The organism is Paucibacter sp. B51 (assembly GCF_027863535.1).
GTDB classification, from domain to species: Bacteria; Pseudomonadota; Gammaproteobacteria; order Burkholderiales; family Burkholderiaceae_C; genus Paucibacter_A; species Paucibacter_A aquatilis.
The window spans coordinates 4,691,714-4,710,193 of record NZ_JAPIVN010000001.1 but is presented as its reverse complement, the minus strand read 5'-3'; the positions used below and the strand labels follow the sequence as shown (position 1 = coordinate 4,710,193).

At 64.9% G+C, this 18,480-nt stretch carries 15 protein-coding genes; 10 read left to right on the top strand and 5 right to left on the bottom strand.

Translation table 11 applies throughout. The annotated features are described in order from the left end of the window. The first annotated feature begins 53 nt into the window (after positions 1-53). Together paaZ and OOB33_RS19860 are read left to right on the top strand one after the other, a co-directional pair. Positions 54-2,108: a phenylacetic acid degradation bifunctional protein PaaZ gene (paaZ, locus tag OOB33_RS19865; protein ID WP_271009903.1), complete on the top strand. Its 2,055-nt coding sequence runs from the start codon at positions 54-56 to the stop codon at positions 2,106-2,108. Between the two features lie 49 nt (positions 2,109-2,157). After that, positions 2,158-2,664 (top strand): hypothetical protein, encoded by a 507-nt coding sequence (locus OOB33_RS19860; protein ID WP_102769534.1) that lies wholly within the window; start codon positions 2,158-2,160, stop codon positions 2,662-2,664. 33 nt (positions 2,665-2,697) lie between these two features. Here the strand turns inward: OOB33_RS19860 and OOB33_RS24460 are convergent, their stop codons facing one another. Then, complete coding sequence (locus OOB33_RS24460) at positions 2,698-3,531, bottom strand: C40 family peptidase (RefSeq protein WP_333780340.1); 834 nt, start codon at positions 3,529-3,531, stop codon at positions 2,698-2,700. A 410-nt stretch (positions 3,532-3,941) separates the two neighbouring features. On the opposite strand from OOB33_RS24460, the gene OOB33_RS19850 reads away from it, so the two are divergent. From OOB33_RS19850 to OOB33_RS19820, 7 genes are all read left to right on the top strand, one after another. Then, entirely contained in the window at positions 3,942-5,966 is a 2,025-nt protein-coding gene (locus OOB33_RS19850) for a M3 family metallopeptidase (RefSeq protein WP_271009902.1), read from the top strand. A gap of 301 nt (positions 5,967-6,267) precedes the next feature. Continuing rightward, positions 6,268-7,089: a phosphate/phosphite/phosphonate ABC transporter substrate-binding protein gene (locus tag OOB33_RS19845; protein WP_271009901.1), complete on the top strand. Its 822-nt coding sequence runs from the start codon at positions 6,268-6,270 to the stop codon at positions 7,087-7,089. Between the two features lie 63 nt (positions 7,090-7,152). Continuing rightward, positions 7,153-8,688, top strand: a complete 1,536-nt coding sequence (locus OOB33_RS19840; RefSeq protein ID WP_102767354.1) for an acyl--CoA ligase — start codon at positions 7,153-7,155, stop codon at positions 8,686-8,688. Between the two features lie 55 nt (positions 8,689-8,743). After that, entirely contained in the window at positions 8,744-9,760 is a 1,017-nt protein-coding gene (locus OOB33_RS19835; RefSeq protein WP_271009900.1) for a Bug family tripartite tricarboxylate transporter substrate binding protein, read from the top strand. Positions 9,761-9,793: 33 nt separating this feature from the next. Further along, the gene (locus OOB33_RS19830; protein ID WP_271009899.1) at positions 9,794-10,348 is read left to right on the top strand and encodes a tripartite tricarboxylate transporter TctB family protein; all 555 of its coding nucleotides are present in this window, start codon (positions 9,794-9,796) and stop codon (positions 10,346-10,348) included. A 1-nt stretch (position 10,349) separates the two neighbouring features. Further along, positions 10,350-11,876 (top strand): tripartite tricarboxylate transporter permease, encoded by a 1,527-nt coding sequence (locus OOB33_RS19825; protein ID WP_271009898.1) that lies wholly within the window; start codon positions 10,350-10,352, stop codon positions 11,874-11,876. Positions 11,877-11,895: 19 nt separating this feature from the next. Further along, complete coding sequence (locus tag OOB33_RS19820) at positions 11,896-12,912, top strand: 2-dehydropantoate 2-reductase (RefSeq protein WP_271009897.1); 1,017 nt, start codon at positions 11,896-11,898, stop codon at positions 12,910-12,912. A 21-nt stretch (positions 12,913-12,933) separates the two neighbouring features. Here the strand turns inward: OOB33_RS19820 and OOB33_RS19815 are convergent, their stop codons facing one another. The 4 genes from OOB33_RS19815 to OOB33_RS19800 all read right to left on the bottom strand — a co-directional run bounded on the left by OOB33_RS19815 (position 12,934) and on the right by OOB33_RS19800 (position 16,997). Beyond that, the gene (locus OOB33_RS19815) at positions 12,934-13,770 is read right to left on the bottom strand and encodes an HAD family hydrolase (RefSeq protein ID WP_271009896.1); all 837 of its coding nucleotides are present in this window, start codon (positions 13,768-13,770) and stop codon (positions 12,934-12,936) included. 74 nt (positions 13,771-13,844) lie between these two features. Further along, entirely contained in the window at positions 13,845-15,626 is a 1,782-nt protein-coding gene (locus OOB33_RS19810) for a PhoH family protein (RefSeq protein ID WP_271009895.1), read from the bottom strand. Positions 15,627-15,907: 281 nt separating this feature from the next. Then, on the bottom strand, positions 15,908-16,387 hold the full coding sequence (locus tag OOB33_RS19805; protein WP_102767348.1) for a peroxiredoxin: 480 nt from the start codon (positions 16,385-16,387) through the stop codon (positions 15,908-15,910). Positions 16,388-16,622: 235 nt separating this feature from the next. After that, on the bottom strand, positions 16,623-16,997 hold the full coding sequence (locus tag OOB33_RS19800; protein WP_102767347.1) for an Mth938-like domain-containing protein: 375 nt from the start codon (positions 16,995-16,997) through the stop codon (positions 16,623-16,625). Positions 16,998-17,235: 238 nt separating this feature from the next. On the opposite strand from OOB33_RS19800, the gene OOB33_RS19795 reads away from it, so the two are divergent. After that, positions 17,236-18,462 carry a pyridoxal phosphate-dependent aminotransferase gene (locus OOB33_RS19795; RefSeq protein ID WP_271009894.1) on the top strand — a complete coding sequence of 409 codons (1,227 nt, stop codon included), beginning with the start codon at positions 17,236-17,238 and terminating at the stop codon, positions 18,460-18,462. Positions 18,463-18,480: the final 18 nt, after the last annotated feature.

The window sequence follows — 18,480 nt, the reverse complement described above, 5'->3', positions numbered from 1 at the left end:
GCAGGGGCCCGATCGGGCCCCTTTTGAAATCCACTCAGAGACAGACCACCGCCATGAGCGCCACCCCTCCCATTCTTCAAAGCCTGATTGCCAACCGCTGGATCGGCAGCCAGGCGGCCCGAGCCTTGCACAGCGCCGTCAATGGCCGGCCGGTGGCGCTGACCCATGCGGATGAGATCGACTTTGCCGAGAGCCTGAGCTATGCGCGGGGTCAGGCCCTGCCTGCCTTGCTGGCCCTGGATTTCCAGCAACGCGCCGCCCGGCTCAAGGCCTTGGCGACCTATCTGCTGGAGCGCAAGGAGGGGCTGTACGCCATTTCCGCCCACACCGGTGGCACGCGCAGTGACAACTGGATCGATATCGAAGGCGGCATCGGCACCTTGTTCGCCTACGCCAGCATCGGCCGGCGTGAGCTGCCCTCCAGCAATGTGATGCACGAGGGCCCGGCCATCCCGCTGAGCAAGGAGGGGCAGTTCATCGGCTCCCACATCCTGGTGCCCAAACGAGGCGTGGCGGTGCACATCAATGCCTTCAACTTCCCCATGTGGGGCATGTTGGAAAAATTCGCCCCTAGCTTCCTGGCGGGCATGCCTTGCATCGTCAAGCCGGCCACCGCCACCTCCTTCGTGGCCGAGGCCTGTGTGCGTTTGATCCATGAAAGCGGTCTGCTGCCCGCCGGCAGCTTGCAGCTGATCGTGGGCGGCTCGGGCGATTTGCTGGACCGCCTGGAAGAGACCGATGTGGTCACTTTCACCGGCTCGGCCGATACCGCCGCCATGCTGCGCGTCAACAAGAACTTGATTGCGCGCTCCATTCCCTTCAACGGCGAGGCGGACAGCCTGAACTGCGCCATCCTGGCGCCCGATGTGGAGGTGGGCGACCCCGAGTTCGAGCTCTTCGTGAAAGAGGTGGCGCGCGAGATGACGGCCAAGACCGGCCAGAAGTGCACCGCCATCCGCCGCGCCATCGTGCCCGCCCGCCACATCGATGCGGTGGCCGAGGCCTTGCGTGCGCGCCTGGCCAAAATCAAGGTCGGTGACCCGGCCGTCGACGGCGTGCGCATGGGCGCCCTGGCCTCCAAAGCCCAGCAGGCCGATGTGGCCGAGCGCGTGGCCTTGCTGAGCGCCGGCAATGAAGTCGTGTTCGGCGCCAAGGACGGCTTTGCACCGGTGGGCGAGGGCGTGGGCGAGGGCGCTTTCTTTGCGCCGACCTTGCTGCTCTGCCGCGATGCCTTCGCCAACGAGCAAGTTCACAACCTGGAAGCTTTCGGCCCGGTGTCCACCTTGATGCCGTACCAGGAACTGGACGAGGCCCTGAGCCTGGCCGCCAAGGGCCGCGGCAGCCTGGTCGGCTCGGTGGTCACCAAGACGCCGGCGATTGCCGCGCAAGCGGTCTATCACGCCGCGGCCTTCCACGGCCGTCTTCTGGTGCTGGACCGCGATGCGGCCAAGGAATCCACGGGCCACGGCTCGCCCCTGCCGCAGCTCAAGCATGGCGGCCCCGGCCGCGCTGGGGGTGGCGAAGAGCTGGGCGGCATCCGCTCGGTCAAGCACTACCTGCAGCGCTGCGCGGTGCAGGGCAGCCCGACCATGCTGAGCGCCATCACCGGCGAGTACCAGCGCGGCGGCCGGGTGCAGGAGGATGCCGTCCATCCCTTCCGCAAGTATTTCGAAGAGATCCAGGTCGGCGATTCCCTGCTGACCCACCGCCGCACCGTCAGCGAGGCCGACATCGTCAATTTCGGCGGCGTCTCGGGTGACTACTTCTACATGCACTTCGACGAAGTGGCGGCCAAGGACACGCAGTTCGGTCAGCGCATCGCCCACGGCTACTTTGTGTTGTCGGCCGCGGCCGGCCTCTTTGTGTCGCCGGCGCCCGGCCCGGTGCTGGCCAATTACGGCCTGGACACGCTGCGCTTTGTGAACCCGGTGGCGATCGGTGACACCATCCAGGCGCGCCTCACATGCAAACGCCGCATCGACCGCGGCAATCGCCCCGACCAGCCGCCGCAGGGCGTCGTGGCCTGGGATGTGCAGGTGATGAACCAGCGTGGCGAGCTGGTGGCCAGTTATGACATCCTGACCCTGGTTGCCAAGAAGCCGGCTTGAGCATCCTCTGCTGACAGGCCCGGGCCGGCGCCGTGATACCGTGCCGGCCATGAACACGCATTTGCAAGCCGCACAGAACGCGGTGCTGAACGAGGAAGACACCTGGGTGCAGAGCGATCTGCTCTGGCGCGATGAGCGCTGGACGGCCGAGGTCATCAAGAACGAAGACGACGAGGGCTGGGCTGTGGCCATGACCCTGGCGGGCGAGGCCGAACCCGCCTTGGTCGGCCCCTGGACCATGGGTCGCGACAAGAAGAACCCCAAGCCCTTGTCGGCGCCGGCCTTTCACACCTTGGTGAAAACCGCCTCCGAGGTGCTGCGTCGGCATGAGCAGCAGCTCCACGCCCGCCTGCACAAAAGCTTGAAGATCGACACCGAGCAGGGCCGCATCCAGGTCTTGCTGGACATCGTTCCCGATGAAGACAACCCTTATGCCACGCTGACCGCGCGCAACGACGATGGGGAGACGATCGCGCAGATCAAGGTCGACGCCGGTTTCAAGCTGAGCGAAGCCTCGGCCCAGGCCTGGGCAGCGAAAGAGTTCTTGCGGCCTTGAGTTCGGCCTGAAGACCGTCCAACGTCCGGCGGCTTACTTGGCCGGCGCGTTGTTGTTGGCTGCCGCCGCGTTCAGATCGGCGCGGCGTGCCCCGGTGAAGCGCTTGGCCCAGTAGGCCTCGCGCATGTCCTCCACCCGCACGGCGCCGCCGACGCGGGGCGAGTGGATGAACTTGCCCTCGCCGACGTAGATGCCCACATGCGAGAAGGTGCGGCGCATGGTGTTGAAGAACACCAGATCGCCGGGCTTGAGTTCGGTCTTGTTGATGGGCAGCAGGCTGGCCAGACGGGCCTGTTCGTCGGCGCGGTGCGGCAGCACCATGCCCACGCTGAGCTCGAAGATGTGGCGGGTGAAGCCGCTGCAGTCAAAGCCGCTTTCGACCGACTTGCCGCCGCGCGTGTAGCGCACACCCAGGAAGTTCATGGCCGAGAGCACCAGGCCGGAGGCGGTGTCGCGCACCTGGTTCAGCAGGCTGTTGGATTCGGCTTGCGCCAGCAGGCCGCGTTCTTGCAGAAATCGGCTGACGGGGTCGCTGGAGGTGGATGTGGTGACTCCGGCCGGGCCATGGGCGGCGCCGCCGTTTCCGGAGGCTGCCAGCGCCGCAGGTAGGGGCGCGAGGTTGGCATTGCCGGTGACTGCCGACAGGTTCTGTGAGTTCGTGGGGCCAGCCGTCAGTTGGCTGGAGCTCGAGTTCTGCAGCAGGCTCTGGCCGTAGGCGCCGGTGACCATGCCTGGTGGCGGCGTGGTCTGGGCTTGTGCCAAGGAGGCGCCCATCAAACCCAGGCTCGCCATCAAACCCAGCGCGCGGACAGCACGTCCGAGCGAAGTGGCAGTGGGGGAGGGGGTCTGGCGGCTGGCGTCGAGCATGGTGTTCGGCGCGCAGCTTATGGGGGGGCTGTTGCGAGTGTCAAGCAAAGTGGCAGGCGACCGAGGGAAATCCCGGCGCAATCAGAAGGCAGCGGAAGCAATCATCAACCCCAGTCGCTGCTCGATCTAGGGCTAACCCTTAATTTGAACACAGATGATGTCCGGCTATGAGGTGACAGGTCTTGCGTTCCGGCAAGGTTTCACGGATTGCGCTGGCGCAGCCCATGCCGTGGGGCACTTGTCGGCTGTGCGGCTTGCGCGCGGTGCATGGCTTGCAAAGGTCTGGCCTGTCGCAAACCCCGCTGTGGCCGGGATTCGCGGAGGCGCACAATCCCAGCCCACGAGGCGGCTGCGAGCAAAGCGTTTACGCCTGCAGCCCTCGGGCGGCCAGGGGCCTCCTGGTTCGCCCCATGACTTCATTTCATTTCTTCCCGATTGCCACCATGAAGCACAAGCATCTGTTCCTCGGCGCTGCCGCCCTTTTGCTGGGCGCACAGGCGCTGGCCCAGAGCGGCGGCGCCGCCGCCGTTCTGCCCGGCCCAGCGTTTCCCCAATTCAAATCGGCCGCGCAGGTCAAGTCGGCTTGCGATGCCGGGTTGGCCGGCGCCAAGAAGCGCTTGGCTGCGCTGGAACGCCGCAAGCTGGATACCGGCTGGCTGGCGGCCTATGACGATTACTACACCTACCAGGAGGACGTGCAGTACCCGATCGAGTTCGTGCTCAATGTCCACCCCGACAAAGCTGTGCGTGAGGCCGCCCAGGCCTGCGCCATGGCCTGGTCCGAGTACAACACGGGGGTGGGCCAAAACGAAAAGCTCTACCGCGCCCTGAAGAGCGTGCCCACGCCCACCGCTCTGGAGCGCGAGCTGCAGCGTGTGGCCCTGGGCAGCTTCGAGGATGCGGGCGTGGCGCTGCCGCCGGCCAAGCGCAAGCAAGCCAAAACCTTGCTGGTGCGCCTGGCCGAGCTGGACCAGAAGTTCGGTCAGAACCTGCGCGATGCCGGCGTCAAAGTCAGCTTCAGCGAGGCGGAGCTCAAGGGCGTGCCCGAGGGTGTTTGGGCCAAGGCGCCGCGCGATGCGCAGGGCCGCATCGTGCTGGGTGTGGACTACCCCAGCTCCGGCCCGGTGATCCAGATGGCCGAAGACCCTGCCGCGCGCGAGCGCATGTGGCGGGCCAAGAACAGCGAAGGCGGGGACGCCAACCTCAAGATCCTCGACGAGATCACGCAGGCGCGCCAGGATTTCGCCAAGCTCTTTGGCTACAACAACTTCGTGGACTTCAATCTGCGCCGCCGCATGGCCAAGGACTCGGCCAGTGCCTGGAAGTTCCTCAACGAGGTGAAGAGCCAGGTGAGCGAGCGCGAAGTCGCCGATATGGCCCAGTTGCGCGCCGCCAAGGCGCAGCATCTGGGTACCCCGCTGGAGGCCACCCAGGTCTTCGCCTGGGACAGCGCTTTCTATGCCGAACGCCTGCGGCAGGCGCAGTTCTCGGTCGACCAGGAAGCCTTCCGCGAGTACTTCCCGGCCCAGGAAAGCCTGCAGTTCGCCATGCGCGTGATCGAGCGGCTGATGGGCGTGAAGTACACCCGCGTGCCGGCCGAGCTGTGGCATCCGGAGGCTCAGGCCTATGCCGTCAGCGACGCTGCCAGCGGCAAGCCCCTGGCCACGCTTTACGTGGATCTGTTCCCGCGCGAGGCCAAGTACAACCACGCGGCCGTCTGGCCGCTGCGCTCCAGCGCCACCCGCATCGGCCGAACGCCCACGGCCGCCCTGGTGGTCAACTTCGACCGCAAGGGCCTGACCCTGGGTGAGATGGAGACGCTGCTGCACGAGCTGGGTCATGCCGTGCATAACAACCTGTCCAACACCCACTACGCCTCGCAAGGCGGTACCAATGTGATGCTGGACTTTGTGGAAGCCCCTTCGCAGATGTTGGAAGACTGGGTTTACGACAAAAAGGTGCTCAAGCTCATGGCCGAGGTCTGCCCCAGCTGCAAGCCAGTGCCGGATGCCCTGGTGGACAAGGCGGTGGCGGCCAAGGAGTTCGGCAAGGGCTCTCAGTACGGCCGCCAGCATCTGTTCGCCAGTTATGACCTGGCCTTGCATGGCCCGGTGCACCAGGAGCCGCTGGCCCTGTGGGCCAAGATGCAGGGCGCCACGCCTCAGGGTTATGTCGAGGGCAGCAAGTTCCCGGCCGGCTTTGCCCATGTGGCGGGCGGTTACGGCGCCGGCTATTACGGCTACCTCTGGAGCCTGGTCGTGGCCATGGATCTGCGCACGGCCTTTGCCGCTGACAAGCTGAACCCGGAGACGGGCATGCGCTACCGCAATCTGGTGCTGGGCCAGGGTGGCCAGAAGCCGGCGCCTGAGCTGGTGCGCGATTTCTTGCAGCGTGACAGCAATGCCAAGGCCTTCTTCGACTACCTGAAACGCTGATCCTCGCCAATCTTGACCGTCGCCGCCGCCGCTCCTGGCGTTGGCTTCTGTTTCGAGCCCGCAACTCCTGCACGGAGTTACGGGCTTTTTCATTTGCTTGCAGCTCAGGATAATTGTTACGCCGAACGGTCTGGCCGGCACGCACAATGCCGGCGATCCATGTCAGTGGGACCCGCGTCAGTTGGCGAGCTCCGGTCAGAGGCCATCCCCGGCCATTCCCGGCCATGTTGCAACCGAGCTCGCAGCAGAAGCTCTGCTGCATGCCCCACAGTTCCTTCACCAGTCCACGGGAGTTCTTGCCTTGAAGTACCCCAAGCTTCGCGCCATCCTTTTGACCTCCCTGCTGTGCGCGCCCGCCTTGGCCGCTCAGGCCTTGAGCTTTGCGGTCAATGAAGGGGTCAGCTATCGCGTGCCCTTGAGTGAGATCCGCACGCGTTACGAGGGCATTGCCGCCGACCTCAGCAAGCTGCTGCGCCAACCGGTCACCATCGAGCCCATCGGCGACTACCCGACCTTGCGCCAGGGCCTGGCTGACAAGCGCTGGGAGCTGGCCCTGGTGCACCCGGCGCATATCTCCATTGCCGCCATCCGCGATCAGGGCTACAGCTTGCTGGCCGTGACCAAGGGCTTCACCGGCTACAAGGCCAGTTTTCTGGTGCGCGCGGACAGCACGCTCAAATCGCTGGCCGAACTCAGGGGGCAGCGCCTGGGTGCGCCTGATGAAGATTCCATCACCTCCATGATGGTGCGCGCCACCTTGCGCGACAACGGCGTGGTGCCCAAGCAGATGGAGATCACTTACACCCGTTACCAGGACGCCGTGCCCTTCTTCGTGGAGAACCGCCTGACCCATGCGGGCGCCACCGCCTCCAACGCCCTGGTCAAGGACTGGCAGGACAAGGGCGGCAAGGTATTGGCGGCGTCCAAGGCGGTGCCCATCAAGCACATCATCGCCAGCCCGCAGCTCAGCTCGGAACAGGTCGAGAAGGTTCGCGCCTACTTTCTTGCCCTGGACAGCAGCGAGGACGGGCGCAAGAAGCTGGAGCCCACCAAGTGGAAGGGCTTCGAGGCCTACGACCAGGCGGCGCTGCTGAAACTTGGTGTTTGGCTGGATGTGAAATGACATCTTTCGCTGCGACACTGCGCCCCGAATCGGCCTGCTCCTGAATCTGAACGAGATGCAACGATGAGCCAAGACTCCCTGTTTGAGATGTTGTCGCAGCAATCGCAGCCCGACACCCCGGCCCTGCGAGCCCCGGGGCGGCCGACCTTGAGTCATGGCGCATTGCGCCAGCTGGCGGCCGATACGGTGTCCCGTCTCAATCACTTGGGCATCGGCCGCAATGACCGGGTTGCGCTGGTTCTGAACAACGGCCCCGAAATGGCCGCTTGTTTTCTGGCCTGCGCCTGCGGCGTGGCCAGTGCGCCGCTGAACCCGGCCTACCGCGCCGAGGAGTTCGAGTTCTACTTGGGCGATCTGCAGGCCAAGGCCCTGATCGTGGAGCGCGGCAGCGCCTCACCCGCCGTGGCGGTGGCGCTGAAATTGGGCGTTCGCATTCTGGAGCTGGTGGTTGAGGACGGCGCGCCGGCCGGCAGCTTCACGCTTCACGAGACCGAGGGCGGCGCCCGCACCGAGGGCCCGGCAGCGCAGGCTGGCTATGCCCAGCCCGACGATGTCTCCATGGTTCTGCACACCTCGGGCACGACCTCGCGGCCCAAGATCGTGCCGCTGTCGCAGCGCAATCTCTGTGCCTCGGCCCGCAACATCCGCCAGAGCCTGCAGTTCCAGCCCAGTGACTGCGGCCTGAATATCATGCCGCTGTTCCACATCCACGGCCTGATTGCCGGGGTGCTGGCGCCGCTGTCGGCGGGGTCCCAGGTGTTCTGCACGCCGGGTTTCAATGCGCTGAAGTTCTTCGGCTGGATGGACGAGGCCGCACCGAGCTGGTACACGGCAGTGCCCACCATGCATCAGGCCATTCTGAGCCGCGCGAGCAAGAACCAGGAGGTGATTGCCCGTCACCCGCTGCGCTTCATGCGCTCGTCTTCGTCGTCCATGCCGCCGCAGGTGATTGCCGAGCTGGAGCAGGTGTTTGGCGCACCGCTGATTGAGGCCTACGGCATGACCGAGGCCACCCATCAGATGTGCAGCAACCCGCTGCCGCCGGCCGTGCGCAAGCCCGGAACGGTGGGCCTGGCAGCAGGACCCGAGGTGGCCATCATGGGCGCCGGAGGCGCGCTGCTGGCGGCTGGCGAGACCGGCGAAATCGTCATCCGCGGTGCCAATGTGACGGCGGGTTATGAGAGCAACCCGAGCGCCAATGCCGAGGCTTTCAGCCAGGGCTGGTTCCGCACCGGCGACCAGGGCGTGATGGATGCAGAGGGCTATGTGTCCATCACCGGCCGGCTCAAGGAAATCATCAACCGTGGCGGCGAGAAGATCAGCCCACGCGAAGTGGACGAGGTGCTGATGGACCACGCGGCCGTGGCGCAGGTGGTGTGCTTCGGCATGCCGCATGCCAAGCTGGGCGAAGAGGTCGCGGCCGTGGTGGTGCTGCGCGAGGGGCAGGCCGCCAGCGAGCGCGAGCTGCAGGACTTTGTGGCCCTGCGCCTGGCGGACTTCAAGGTGCCGCGCAAGATCTTGTTCATGGACGAGATCCCCAAGGGGGCGACGGGCAAGCTGCAGCGCATCGGTCTGGCGCAGAAGTTGGGCCTGGGCTGAGTTTTTGCCGTTTCATCGATTGACTGCCAACAGTGCAATAAAGGGAGAGCGTTTCATGGGAGTGCGTGCGATCCACAAGAAGAACAATAAGGCCTGGTGGGCTGCGGCCCTGCTGGGCCTGGCGGCCGTGCAGGCCCAGGCCGCCGGCTGGGTGCCGACCAAGCCGATCGAGTTCATCGTGCCTGCGGGCACAGGCGGCGGTGCCGATCAGATGGCTCGTTTCGTCCAGGGCATGGTGTCCAAGCACCAGCTCAGCCCGCAGCCGATGGTGGTGGTGAACAAGGCGGGTGGTGCCGGCGCCGAAGGCTTCCTCGATGTCAAGGGCGACAAGGGCAATCCGCACAAATTGGTCATTACCTTGTCCAACCTCTTCACCACGCCCATGGCCACCGGTGTGCCTTTCAACTGGCGAGACCTGACTCCGGTCAGCATGCTGGCATTGGATCAGTTCGTGCTCTGGGTTAACGAAGAGGCGCCCTTCAAGACGGCCAAGGACTACTTCAATGCGCTGAAGGGTCAGAACCCCAACAGCTTCAAAATGGGCGGCACGGGCTCCAAGCAGGAGGACCAGATCATCACCGTCATGCTCGAGAAGGCCACCGGCAAGAAGATGATCTACATCCCCTATAAGGGTGGCGGTGATGTGGCGGTGCAGCTGGTGGGCAAGCATGTGGACTCCACCGTCAACAACCCGATCGAGGCCGAGTCGCACTGGCGCGCCGGCAAGCTGCGGCCGCTGTGTGTGTTCGATGAGCAGCGCATGCCTTACCCGGCCAAGGTCACTGCAAGCCAGGCCTGGGCCGATTTGCCCACCTGTGCATCGCAAGGCATCCCGGTCAGCTATCTGATGCTGCGCGGCATCTTCATGCCGCCGGGTGTCAGTGCCGATCAAACGGCGTTCTACCAAGAGCTGTTCAACAAATTGCGCGCCTTGCCCGAGTGGAAGGACTTCATGGCCAAGGGTGCGTTCAGGCAAACCGCGCTGCAGGGTGCCGAGTTCATCGATTGGCTGGGTAAGAACGAGCAGCAACACCGTGTGCTGATGAAGGAAGCGGGCTTCATGGCGCAGTAAGCCAGGGGCTCATCTCGGCTGGGAGGCGGGGTGATGAGCGAAGAACAAAACATGCAGACTGAATCGGCGGAGCGTGGAGACAACCTGTCCGCAAGCGCTGGGCCGGGTGCTTGGCAGCTGCGCTGGGTGGAGTTGGGCGTGGCCCTGTTCCTGCTCGTCGTGGCGGGCCTGGTGATCAAGGACAGCCTGCGCCTGGGCATTGGCTGGGCCGAGGACGGGCCGCGCTCCGGCTATTTCCCGTTTCGCATCGGCCTGGCGCTGGCGGCCTGTTCGGCCTGGCTCCTGCTCCAGCAACTGCTGCGTTGGCCGCGCTTGCGCAGCCGCGTGTTTGCGGAAGGTGCGCAGTTGCGCGATGTGGCGGCGGTGCTGCTGCCAACCACCGTGTTTGTCGCCGCCATCCCCTGGCTGGGCATCTATCTGGCAGCCTGCTTGCTGGTGGCTTGGTTCATGTGGCGCAACGGCGGCTATCGCTGGCCCTGGCTCGTGGGGTTGCCGCTGGCGGTGAGCGTCAGCTTGTTCCTTCTGTTTGAACGCGCCTTCACACAGCCTTTGCCCAAGGGCCCGATCGAACACTGGCTGGGGTTCTGAGATGGATGATTTTTCCAATCTGCTGCACGGCTTTTCGGTCGCCGCCACCCTGCCCAATCTGGGCTATATGTTGGTGGGCATCCTGCTGGGGGTCTTGATCGGCGTGCTGCCGGGTTTGGGCGGCGCCAATGGTGTGGCCATCCTGCTGCCGCTGACCTTCGCCATGGACCCCACCACCGGCATCATCATGCTGTCCTGCATCTACTGGGGCGCTTTGTTCGGCGGGGCCATCACGTCCATCCTGTTCAATATCCCCGGTGAACCCTGGTCGGTGGCCACCACCTTTGATGGCTACCCTATGGCCCAGCGCGGCCAGGCGGCGCAGGCGCTGACGGCGGCCTTCACCTCGTCCTTTGTGGGCGCCGTGTTCGCCACGCTTCTGATCACCTTTCTTGCGCCGCTGCTGGCCCGTTTTGCCCTGCGCTTCGGTCCGGCCGAGTTGTTTGCGGTGCAGTTGCTGACCTTCTGCAGCTTTGTCGGCATGAGCCAGGAAGCGCCGGTCAAGACCCTGATCGCCATGCTGCTGGGCTTTGCCCTGGCCGCCGTGGGCATGGACGACATGACCGGTCAGCTGCGCATGACCTATGGCTTCACCGATCTGCTCAAGGGCTTTGATTTCCTGATCGCGGTGATCGGTCTCTTTGGCATCGGCGAGATCCTGTTGACCATGGAAGAGGGCCTGGCCTTCAAGGGCCAGAGCGCCCGCATCAGCCCGCGCGCGGTCTGGCAGACCTGGGTGCAGCTGTTGCGCCACTGGAAGACCTTTCTGCGCTCCATGGCCATCGGTTGCTGGATGGGCATCACGCCCGGCGGCGCTACACCCGCTTCATTCATGAGTTATGGCGTGGCGCGGCGCATGGCCAAGAACCCCGAGGACTTTGGCAAGGGCGAGTTGGCCGGTGTGGTGGCGCCCGAGACGGCCGCCCATGCCGCCGGTACCTCGGCCCTGCTGCCCATGTTGACGCTTGGCATACCGGGCTCGCCCACGGCCGCCGTGCTGCTCGGTGGCCTGGTGATCTGGGGGCTGCAGCCCGGGCCCATGCTGTTCACCGAACACAAGGATTTCGTCTGGGGCTTGATTGCCAGCATGTACCTGGCCAACATCGTCGGTCTGATCGTGGTTTTGACGACGGTGCCATTCTGGGCTGCCATCCTGCGCGTGCCCTTTGCCATCATTGCGCCCATCATCATCGTCACCTGTGCGGTGGGTGCCTACACGGTGCACAGCTCCATGTTCGATGTCTACCTGATGTTGGGCTTTGGCGTGCTCGGTTATTTGTTCAAGAAGATCAAGATTCCCATGGCGCCTCTGGTGCTGGCCTTGGTGCTGGGCGACAAGGCCGAGGCCAACTTCCGCCAGTCCATGCTGCTCTCGCAGGGCGAGCTCAGCATTTTTTGGTCCAATGGCTTGGTCGGTGGCATCACGGGCCTGGCCTTGCTGATGCTGCTCTGGCCGCTGCTGGATGTGGCCAAGCGCTGGGCCCGCGGTCCGGCGGCAGATGCACAACAAGAGGTGAAGGCCGTATGAGTGGAATGAGGACGGGCGCATGAAGTTCGCCATCGTGGGTGCAGGCGCCATCGGCGGCCTGCTCGGGGTGCGTCTGGCCGCGGCCGATGAGCAGGTTTGCTTCATCGCCCGCAACAAGAACCTGGCCGCCATCCAGGCCCAGGGCTTCACCTTGATCGAGGAGGACGGTCGCGAGCTGACGCAGCCGGCCGGCGCGAACCTGCGCGCGGTCCAGCGCATGGCCGAAGCGGGCGTGCAGGATGTCGTGCTGCTGACCGTGAAAGCACATCAGCTGGTCGATCTGCTGCCCGAGCTGCCGGCCCTGATCGGCCCGCAGACCCTGATCGTCAGCATGATCAACGGCCTGCCCTGGTGGTATTTCCAGGGTCTGGCCGGCCCGCATGAGGGCCGCGTGCTGGAGTCGGTGGACCCGGGCGGCGCCATCGCCGCCACGCTGCCCTCGGCCCAGGTGATTGGCAGCATCGTCTACCCCGCGGCGCAGCTGGAAGCGCCCGGGCGCGTGCGCCTGATCGAGGGCAATCGCTTCAGCCTGGGCGAGCTCGACGGCCAGCGCAGTGAACGCATCGAGGCCTTGTCGCAAGCCCTGATGCGCGCCGGCTTCAAGGCACCAGTGGCCAAGGACATTCGCTCCGAGCTCTGGGTCAAGCTCTGGGGCAATCTCAGCTTCAACCCGATCTCGGCCCTGAGCCATGCCACGCTGGAAGACATCTGCCGCTTCCCGCTCAGCCGCGAGCTGGCCGCGCGCATGATGGGCGAGGCCCAGCAGGTGGGCGAGAAGCTGGGCGTGCAGTTCAAGATCTCGCTGGACAAGCGCATCGCCGGCGCCGAGGCCGTAGGCGCGCACAAGACTTCGATGCTTCAGGATGTGGAGGCCGGCCGCGCGCTGGAGCTGGAAGCCTTGCTTGGCGCCGTGGTCGAGCTGGCCCGCATCACCGAGACCTTGACGCCCAATCTCGATGCCATCTATGCCGTCACGCGCCTGCTGGCCTTGAGCCTGAGCCGGCAGGGTGGCCGCTTGCAGATCAGCCCGGCCTGACACCTCTCTCGGAGGCGGGCTTCAGCGCCGCCAGTCGGCTTCGATGAAGCGCAGCACCGCATCCTCGTGATGCGGGCCGATCACCTGGTGGGCTTCCTGCTTGACGGCCTCGATGGCATTGGCCACGGCAATGCCGCGGTGGGCGGCGCGCAGCATCTTGATGTCGTTGACATGGTCGCCAAAGACCACCACCTCGCGTTCCTGCAGGCCGTAGCGCTGGGCCAGCAGTTGGATGCCCTGATCCTTGGTGGCGCGGCGGTCGTGCACGGTCAGCCAGGGCCAGCCAGGTTTGTACAGGTCTTCGGCCAGATGGGTTTCCACCGCATCGCCGCACACTGCGTCGATGTCCGCCTGCAGCGCCGCCAGCGGCGCCTCGCGCTCCACCACCACAAAGGTCACGGCCGGGTCGCGCAGCTCGTCTTGCAGACGCGGGCTGTGGCGCAGGCGCGGGTCGGCATTGCGCTGGCGCTCGGTGACAAAGGCCTGCTGCGCCTCGTTGTGCACCGATTGGTAAAACAGCTGGTCGCCCAGCGGGCCGTGGGTGGAGACGAAGGGCATCAAGCCATGCTGGCGGATCAGGGCGAACACGGCCTGAGCCAGGGCTGGCTCCATGGCATTGACCACCTCATGCTCAGCGCTGGCCAGATCGCTGAGGTAGGCGCCGTTGCTGCCGATCACGGGCAGGCGCAGGGGCAGATCGCCCAGGATGTGGCGGATCGAGGTGACATGGCGGGCGCTGGCCACGGTGAAGAGCAGGCCTTGGTCCAGCAGGCGGGTCAGTCCGGCGCGGGTGCTGTTAGCCAGGCGGCCTTGGGGGTCGAGCAAGGTACCGTCGAGGTCGGAGACGTAAAGCGTCATGTCGGGATCAGGCTGCAAAAAGAAAAAGGGCGGCTGAAGCCGCCCCGGAAAAAGTTGCGATCGGCGCCAGGTGCTCAGAGCACCTCGGAGGCAAAGTCTGCCAGACGCGAGCGTTCGCCGCGCGCCAGCGTGACATGGCCGCTGTGGGCCCAGCCCTTGAAGCGGTCCACGGCGTAGGTCAGGCCCGAGCTGCCTTCGGTCAGATAGGGCGTGTCGATCTGCGCGAGGTTGCCCAGGCAGACGATTTTGGTGCCGGGGCCGGCGCGAGTGATCAAGGTCTTCATCTGCTTGGGCGTCAGGTTTTGCGCCTCGTCGATGATGACGAACTTGTTCAAAAAAGTGCGGCCGCGCATGAAGTTCAAGCTCTTGATCTTGATCTTGCTGCGCACCAGGTCGTTGGTGGCCGCGCGGCCCCATTCGCCGGCGGCGCTGTCACCGCGGGCCAGCACTTCGAGGTTGTCGTCCAGGGCGCCCATCCAGGGGCTCATCTTTTCCTCTTCGGTGCCGGGCAGGAAACCGATGTCCTCGCCCACAGGCACGGTCACGCGTGTGACGATGATCTCGCTGTAGCGGCGCTCGTCGAGCACTTGCGAGAGGCCGGCGGCCAGGGTCATCAGCGTCTTGCCGGTGCCGGCCGTGCCGGTCAGGGTGACGAAGTCGCAGTCGGGGTCGAGCAGCAGGTTGAGGGCGAAGTTCTGCTCGCGGTTGCGGGCGGTCACGCCCCAGACCGAATGCTTCTGGTTGCCGTAGTCCTTGAGCGTGCGCAGCACGGCGGTCTTGCCGGTGATCTCCAGCACCTTGGCGTACAGCGGCACGGCGCCGGGCGCCTCCAGGTAGACCAGCTCGTTGACCAGCAGCGAGGGCACCAGGGGGCCGCTGATGCGGTAGTAGGTCAGGCCGCCTTGCTGCCAGCTTTCCATGGTCTTGCCATGGCGCTCCCAGAAGTCGGCCGGCAGGGCTTGCACGCCCGTGTAGAGCAGGTCGGAGTCTTCCAGCGTCTTGTCATTGCGGTAGTCCTCGGCCGGCAGGCCCAGGGCACGCGCCTTGATGCGCATATTGATGTCCTTGGACACCAGGACGACTTCGCGCTCGGGCTGCTGGATCTTCAGCGCCTGCACCACGGCCAGGATCTGGTTGTCGGCCTTGCCCTGGGGCAGGCCGGCTGGCAGGGGTGTGTCGATCAGCTGGGTCTGGAAGAACAGCTTGCCGCCGGCTTCGCGGTGGCCGGTGTGGTCCAGGGGCAGGCCCTTGGCCATTTCCTCGATGCCGCTGCTTTTCAGGCCGCCGGCCAGGTTGTCCAGCTCGCGACTGACCTGGCGCACATTGCGCGCCACTTCGGTCATGCCCTTTTTGTGCCCGTCCAGCTCTTCGAGCGTGATCATGGGCAGGTAGATGTCGTGTTCCTCGAAGCGGAACAAGCTCATCGGGTCGTGCATCAGCACATTGGTGTCGAGCACAAAGAGCTTGGGCGCGGCGCTGCCGGCCTTCTTGCTGGTCTTGGCCGGCTTGGCGGCGCTGCTGGTCTTGCTGGCGCTTTCGGGCGTGGGTTTGCTGGTCTTGGGCTTGTCAGCGGGGTAGATGGTGGGCGCCAGGGCGTCCACCGGCAAGGTCGGTGCGGCAGCTGGTTTTGCAGCGCTGCGGGTTTTGGCGGCAGGGCTGCGGCCACTCACTGTGGCAGTGGCGGGTGCGGGTGCAGCTGTGGGCGCGGCGCTCAGCTTGGCGGCAGCCAGGCTGCGGCTGCTGGTTTTGGCGATCGGGGTCTCGGCTTTGTTGCTGGGGCTCACCGCCAAGGTGTTTGCAAAGGCGGTGGGCTCGAGGCGGGCGGCGCGTTTGGTCGGGGGCTTGGGCAGTGGCATGGTGCTCAGTGTTCGGGCGAGGTGAAGCTCACCACGCAGTCGGGAAGAAAAGCCGTGACGGCAGGCCGGGAGGCTGATGACGAAGCAGGCGGCCGAAAAAAGCAAAAAGCCGCACAGGCTGCTGTGCGGCTTGATGGTGTTTGTTCTTGGGCTTCGCGGCTCTCGGGCATGAATCCATTATGCACAAAGCCGGTGACGCCGCCGCCCAAATGCGCGGGCATGAAAAAAGCCGATGCGGGCAGGGCCCGAATCGGCTTTTGCTAGTCGCAAGGCTCGCTGAATCAGGCTGCAGCCTTTTTCAGAGCGCTGACTTCCTTGAGGACTTCGTCCACATGGCCAGCCACCTTGATGCCACGCCATTCGGCGCGCAGCACGCCCGACGCGTCGATCAGGAAAGTCGAGCGCTCGATGCCCTTGACCTTCTTGCCGTACATGATCTTGTTCTTGACCACGCCGAACATGTGGCAAAGCTTTTCTTCGGTGTCCGCGATCAGCTCGAAAGGCAGTTCCAGCGTTTGCTTGAACTTGTCGTGCGAGGCCATGTTGTCGCGCGAAACACCCAGCACAACTGCGCCAGCTTTCACGAAGTCCTTGTGGCGGTCGCGAAATTGCATCGCTTCCGTAGTACAACCGGGAGTGTTGTCCTTCGGGTAGAAGTACAGCACCACGGCTTGACCCAGGAAGGTTTGTGGTGTGAACTTCACGCCTCCGGTGGCAAGGGCTTCAATTTCCGGGAGAGGTTTGTTGAGCGCTGGCGTCATGTGGCGTTCTATGTATGATGTGCCCGGCTGGGCATAGCCGTTGATTATACGGCCTTTGGCGAGCCCCCTCCGGGAGGCCCGCCTTCGTCATTTAGGGGGATTGCCCTCGGTCCAGCGCTTGTGATGTGTGCCAGATTGAGCCCGGGATGGGTTTCAAGTGCATGGATTGCGCAGTGTCATCACCCTTGCAAAGCCGCTCGGCGCAGCCTCCAGCGCCCCATAAAGCTTCTGTATTTCAGGCTTCGATCAGCAAGGCTGCAAGCACGGCGCGATGCTCGCTGCTGAGCACGTTGTAGGTGCGGCAGGCCGCCGCCAGGTCCATGGTTTCGATGCCGATGCGGGCCTCGATCAAGCTGCGGTACAGCTTGGGGTTGGCGAAGCGGATGCGGCTGCCGCTGCCAAAGATCACCAGTTCGGGCTTCAGGCTCAAGATCTGTTCAAAGTGCGCTTCTGTCAGATCCTCAAAGCGCGTCAGCGCCCAGGACTGCACCTCGCCGCGCCAAGGCACCAGCACGCTGCTGCGGTGTTCGTCGGCATTGACCCGGACGCTTTGCCCGTCGTGGCGCGAAATGATGTTGCCGCCTTGCGGCTCGTCGAGTTGGAATTTCATCGTGGCGGGGAGGGCGGGGAGGGCGGGGTGGGGGGGGGGGGGGTGACGGCCATGCCGGGGCCTGCGAAGGCTCACTTGCTTGTACTCTCAGGCGGCGGGTGCCTGAGCAGCCGCAGCCCTGTGATTAAATTGTATGGTTTTGCACTGCAGCATGAGGGCCGCTGGGCCTTCTCGCTCTGCAGTGTCGAAGTTTCCCCAGCCCCACTTGCCCCCACAGATCGCCCGAGGAGTCCCCGTCTTGAAGCCCATCGCCAAGTCCAGCAAGCTCGCCAGCGTCAGCTATGACATCCGTGGCCCCGTGCTGGACAAGGCGCGCCAGATGGAGGATGAGGGCCAGAAGATCATCAAGCTGAATATCGGCAATGTGGCCGCCTTCGGCCTGATGCCGCCGGACGAGATCGTGCAGGACATGATCCGCAACCTGCCCGATGCTGCCGGCTACACCGACAGCAAGGGCCTGTTTGCCCCGCGCAAGGCCGTGGTGCACTACACGCAGGAGAAAGGCGTCAAGGGTGTGACGGTGGACGATGTCTACCTGGGCAATGGCGCGTCGGAGCTGATCCAGATGGCGATGAACGCCCTGGTCAACGATGGTGACGAGGTGCTGATCCCCGCACCTGACTTCCCGCTCTACACCGCGGTGGTGGGCCTGTCCGGCGGCAAGCCGGTCCATTACCTCTGCGACGAGGGCGCGGGCTGGCTGCCCGACCTGGACGACATCGAGTCCAAGATCACGCCCCGCACCCGCGCCATCATGGTCTGCAACCCGAACAACCCGACCGGGGCGCTGTACCCGGACGACCTCTTGCTGGGCATCATCGAGATCGCCCGCCGCCACCAGCTCTTGATCTTCGCGGACGAGATCTACGACAAGACCTTGTACGACGGCAACACGCACACCAGCATGGCCAGCCTGGCCGACGATGTGCTGTTCGTGACCTTCAACGGCCTGTCCAAGAACTATCGCTCCTGCGGCTACCGCGCCGGCTGGATGGTGGTCAGCGGCGAAAAGCGCCATGCCCGCGACTACATCGAGGGCCTGAACATGCTGGCCTCCCTGCGCCTGTGCTCCAACACGCCAGGCCAGCTGGCCATCCAGACCGCCCTGGGCGGTTACCAAAGCATCAAGGACCTGGTGGCCCCGACCGGCCGCCTGTGCCGCCAGCGTGATCTGGCCTATGAGCTGCTGAGCCAGATCCCGGGCGTCAGCGTGGTCAAGCCCAAGGCGGCGCTCTACATGTTCCCGCGCCTGGACCCCAAGGTCTACCCGATCGCTGACGACCAGCAGTTCGCCTACGAGTTGCTGGCCGAGGAGAAGGTGCTGATCGTCCAGGGTACGGGTTTCAACTGGGTGGCGCCCGACCACTTCCGCCTGGTCTTCTTGCCCAATTCCGATGACTTGAAGGAAGCGATCGGCCGCATCGAGCGCTTCCTGGCCCATTACCGCAAGCGCCACGGCACCTGAGCCGCCCTCCCGGGTTTG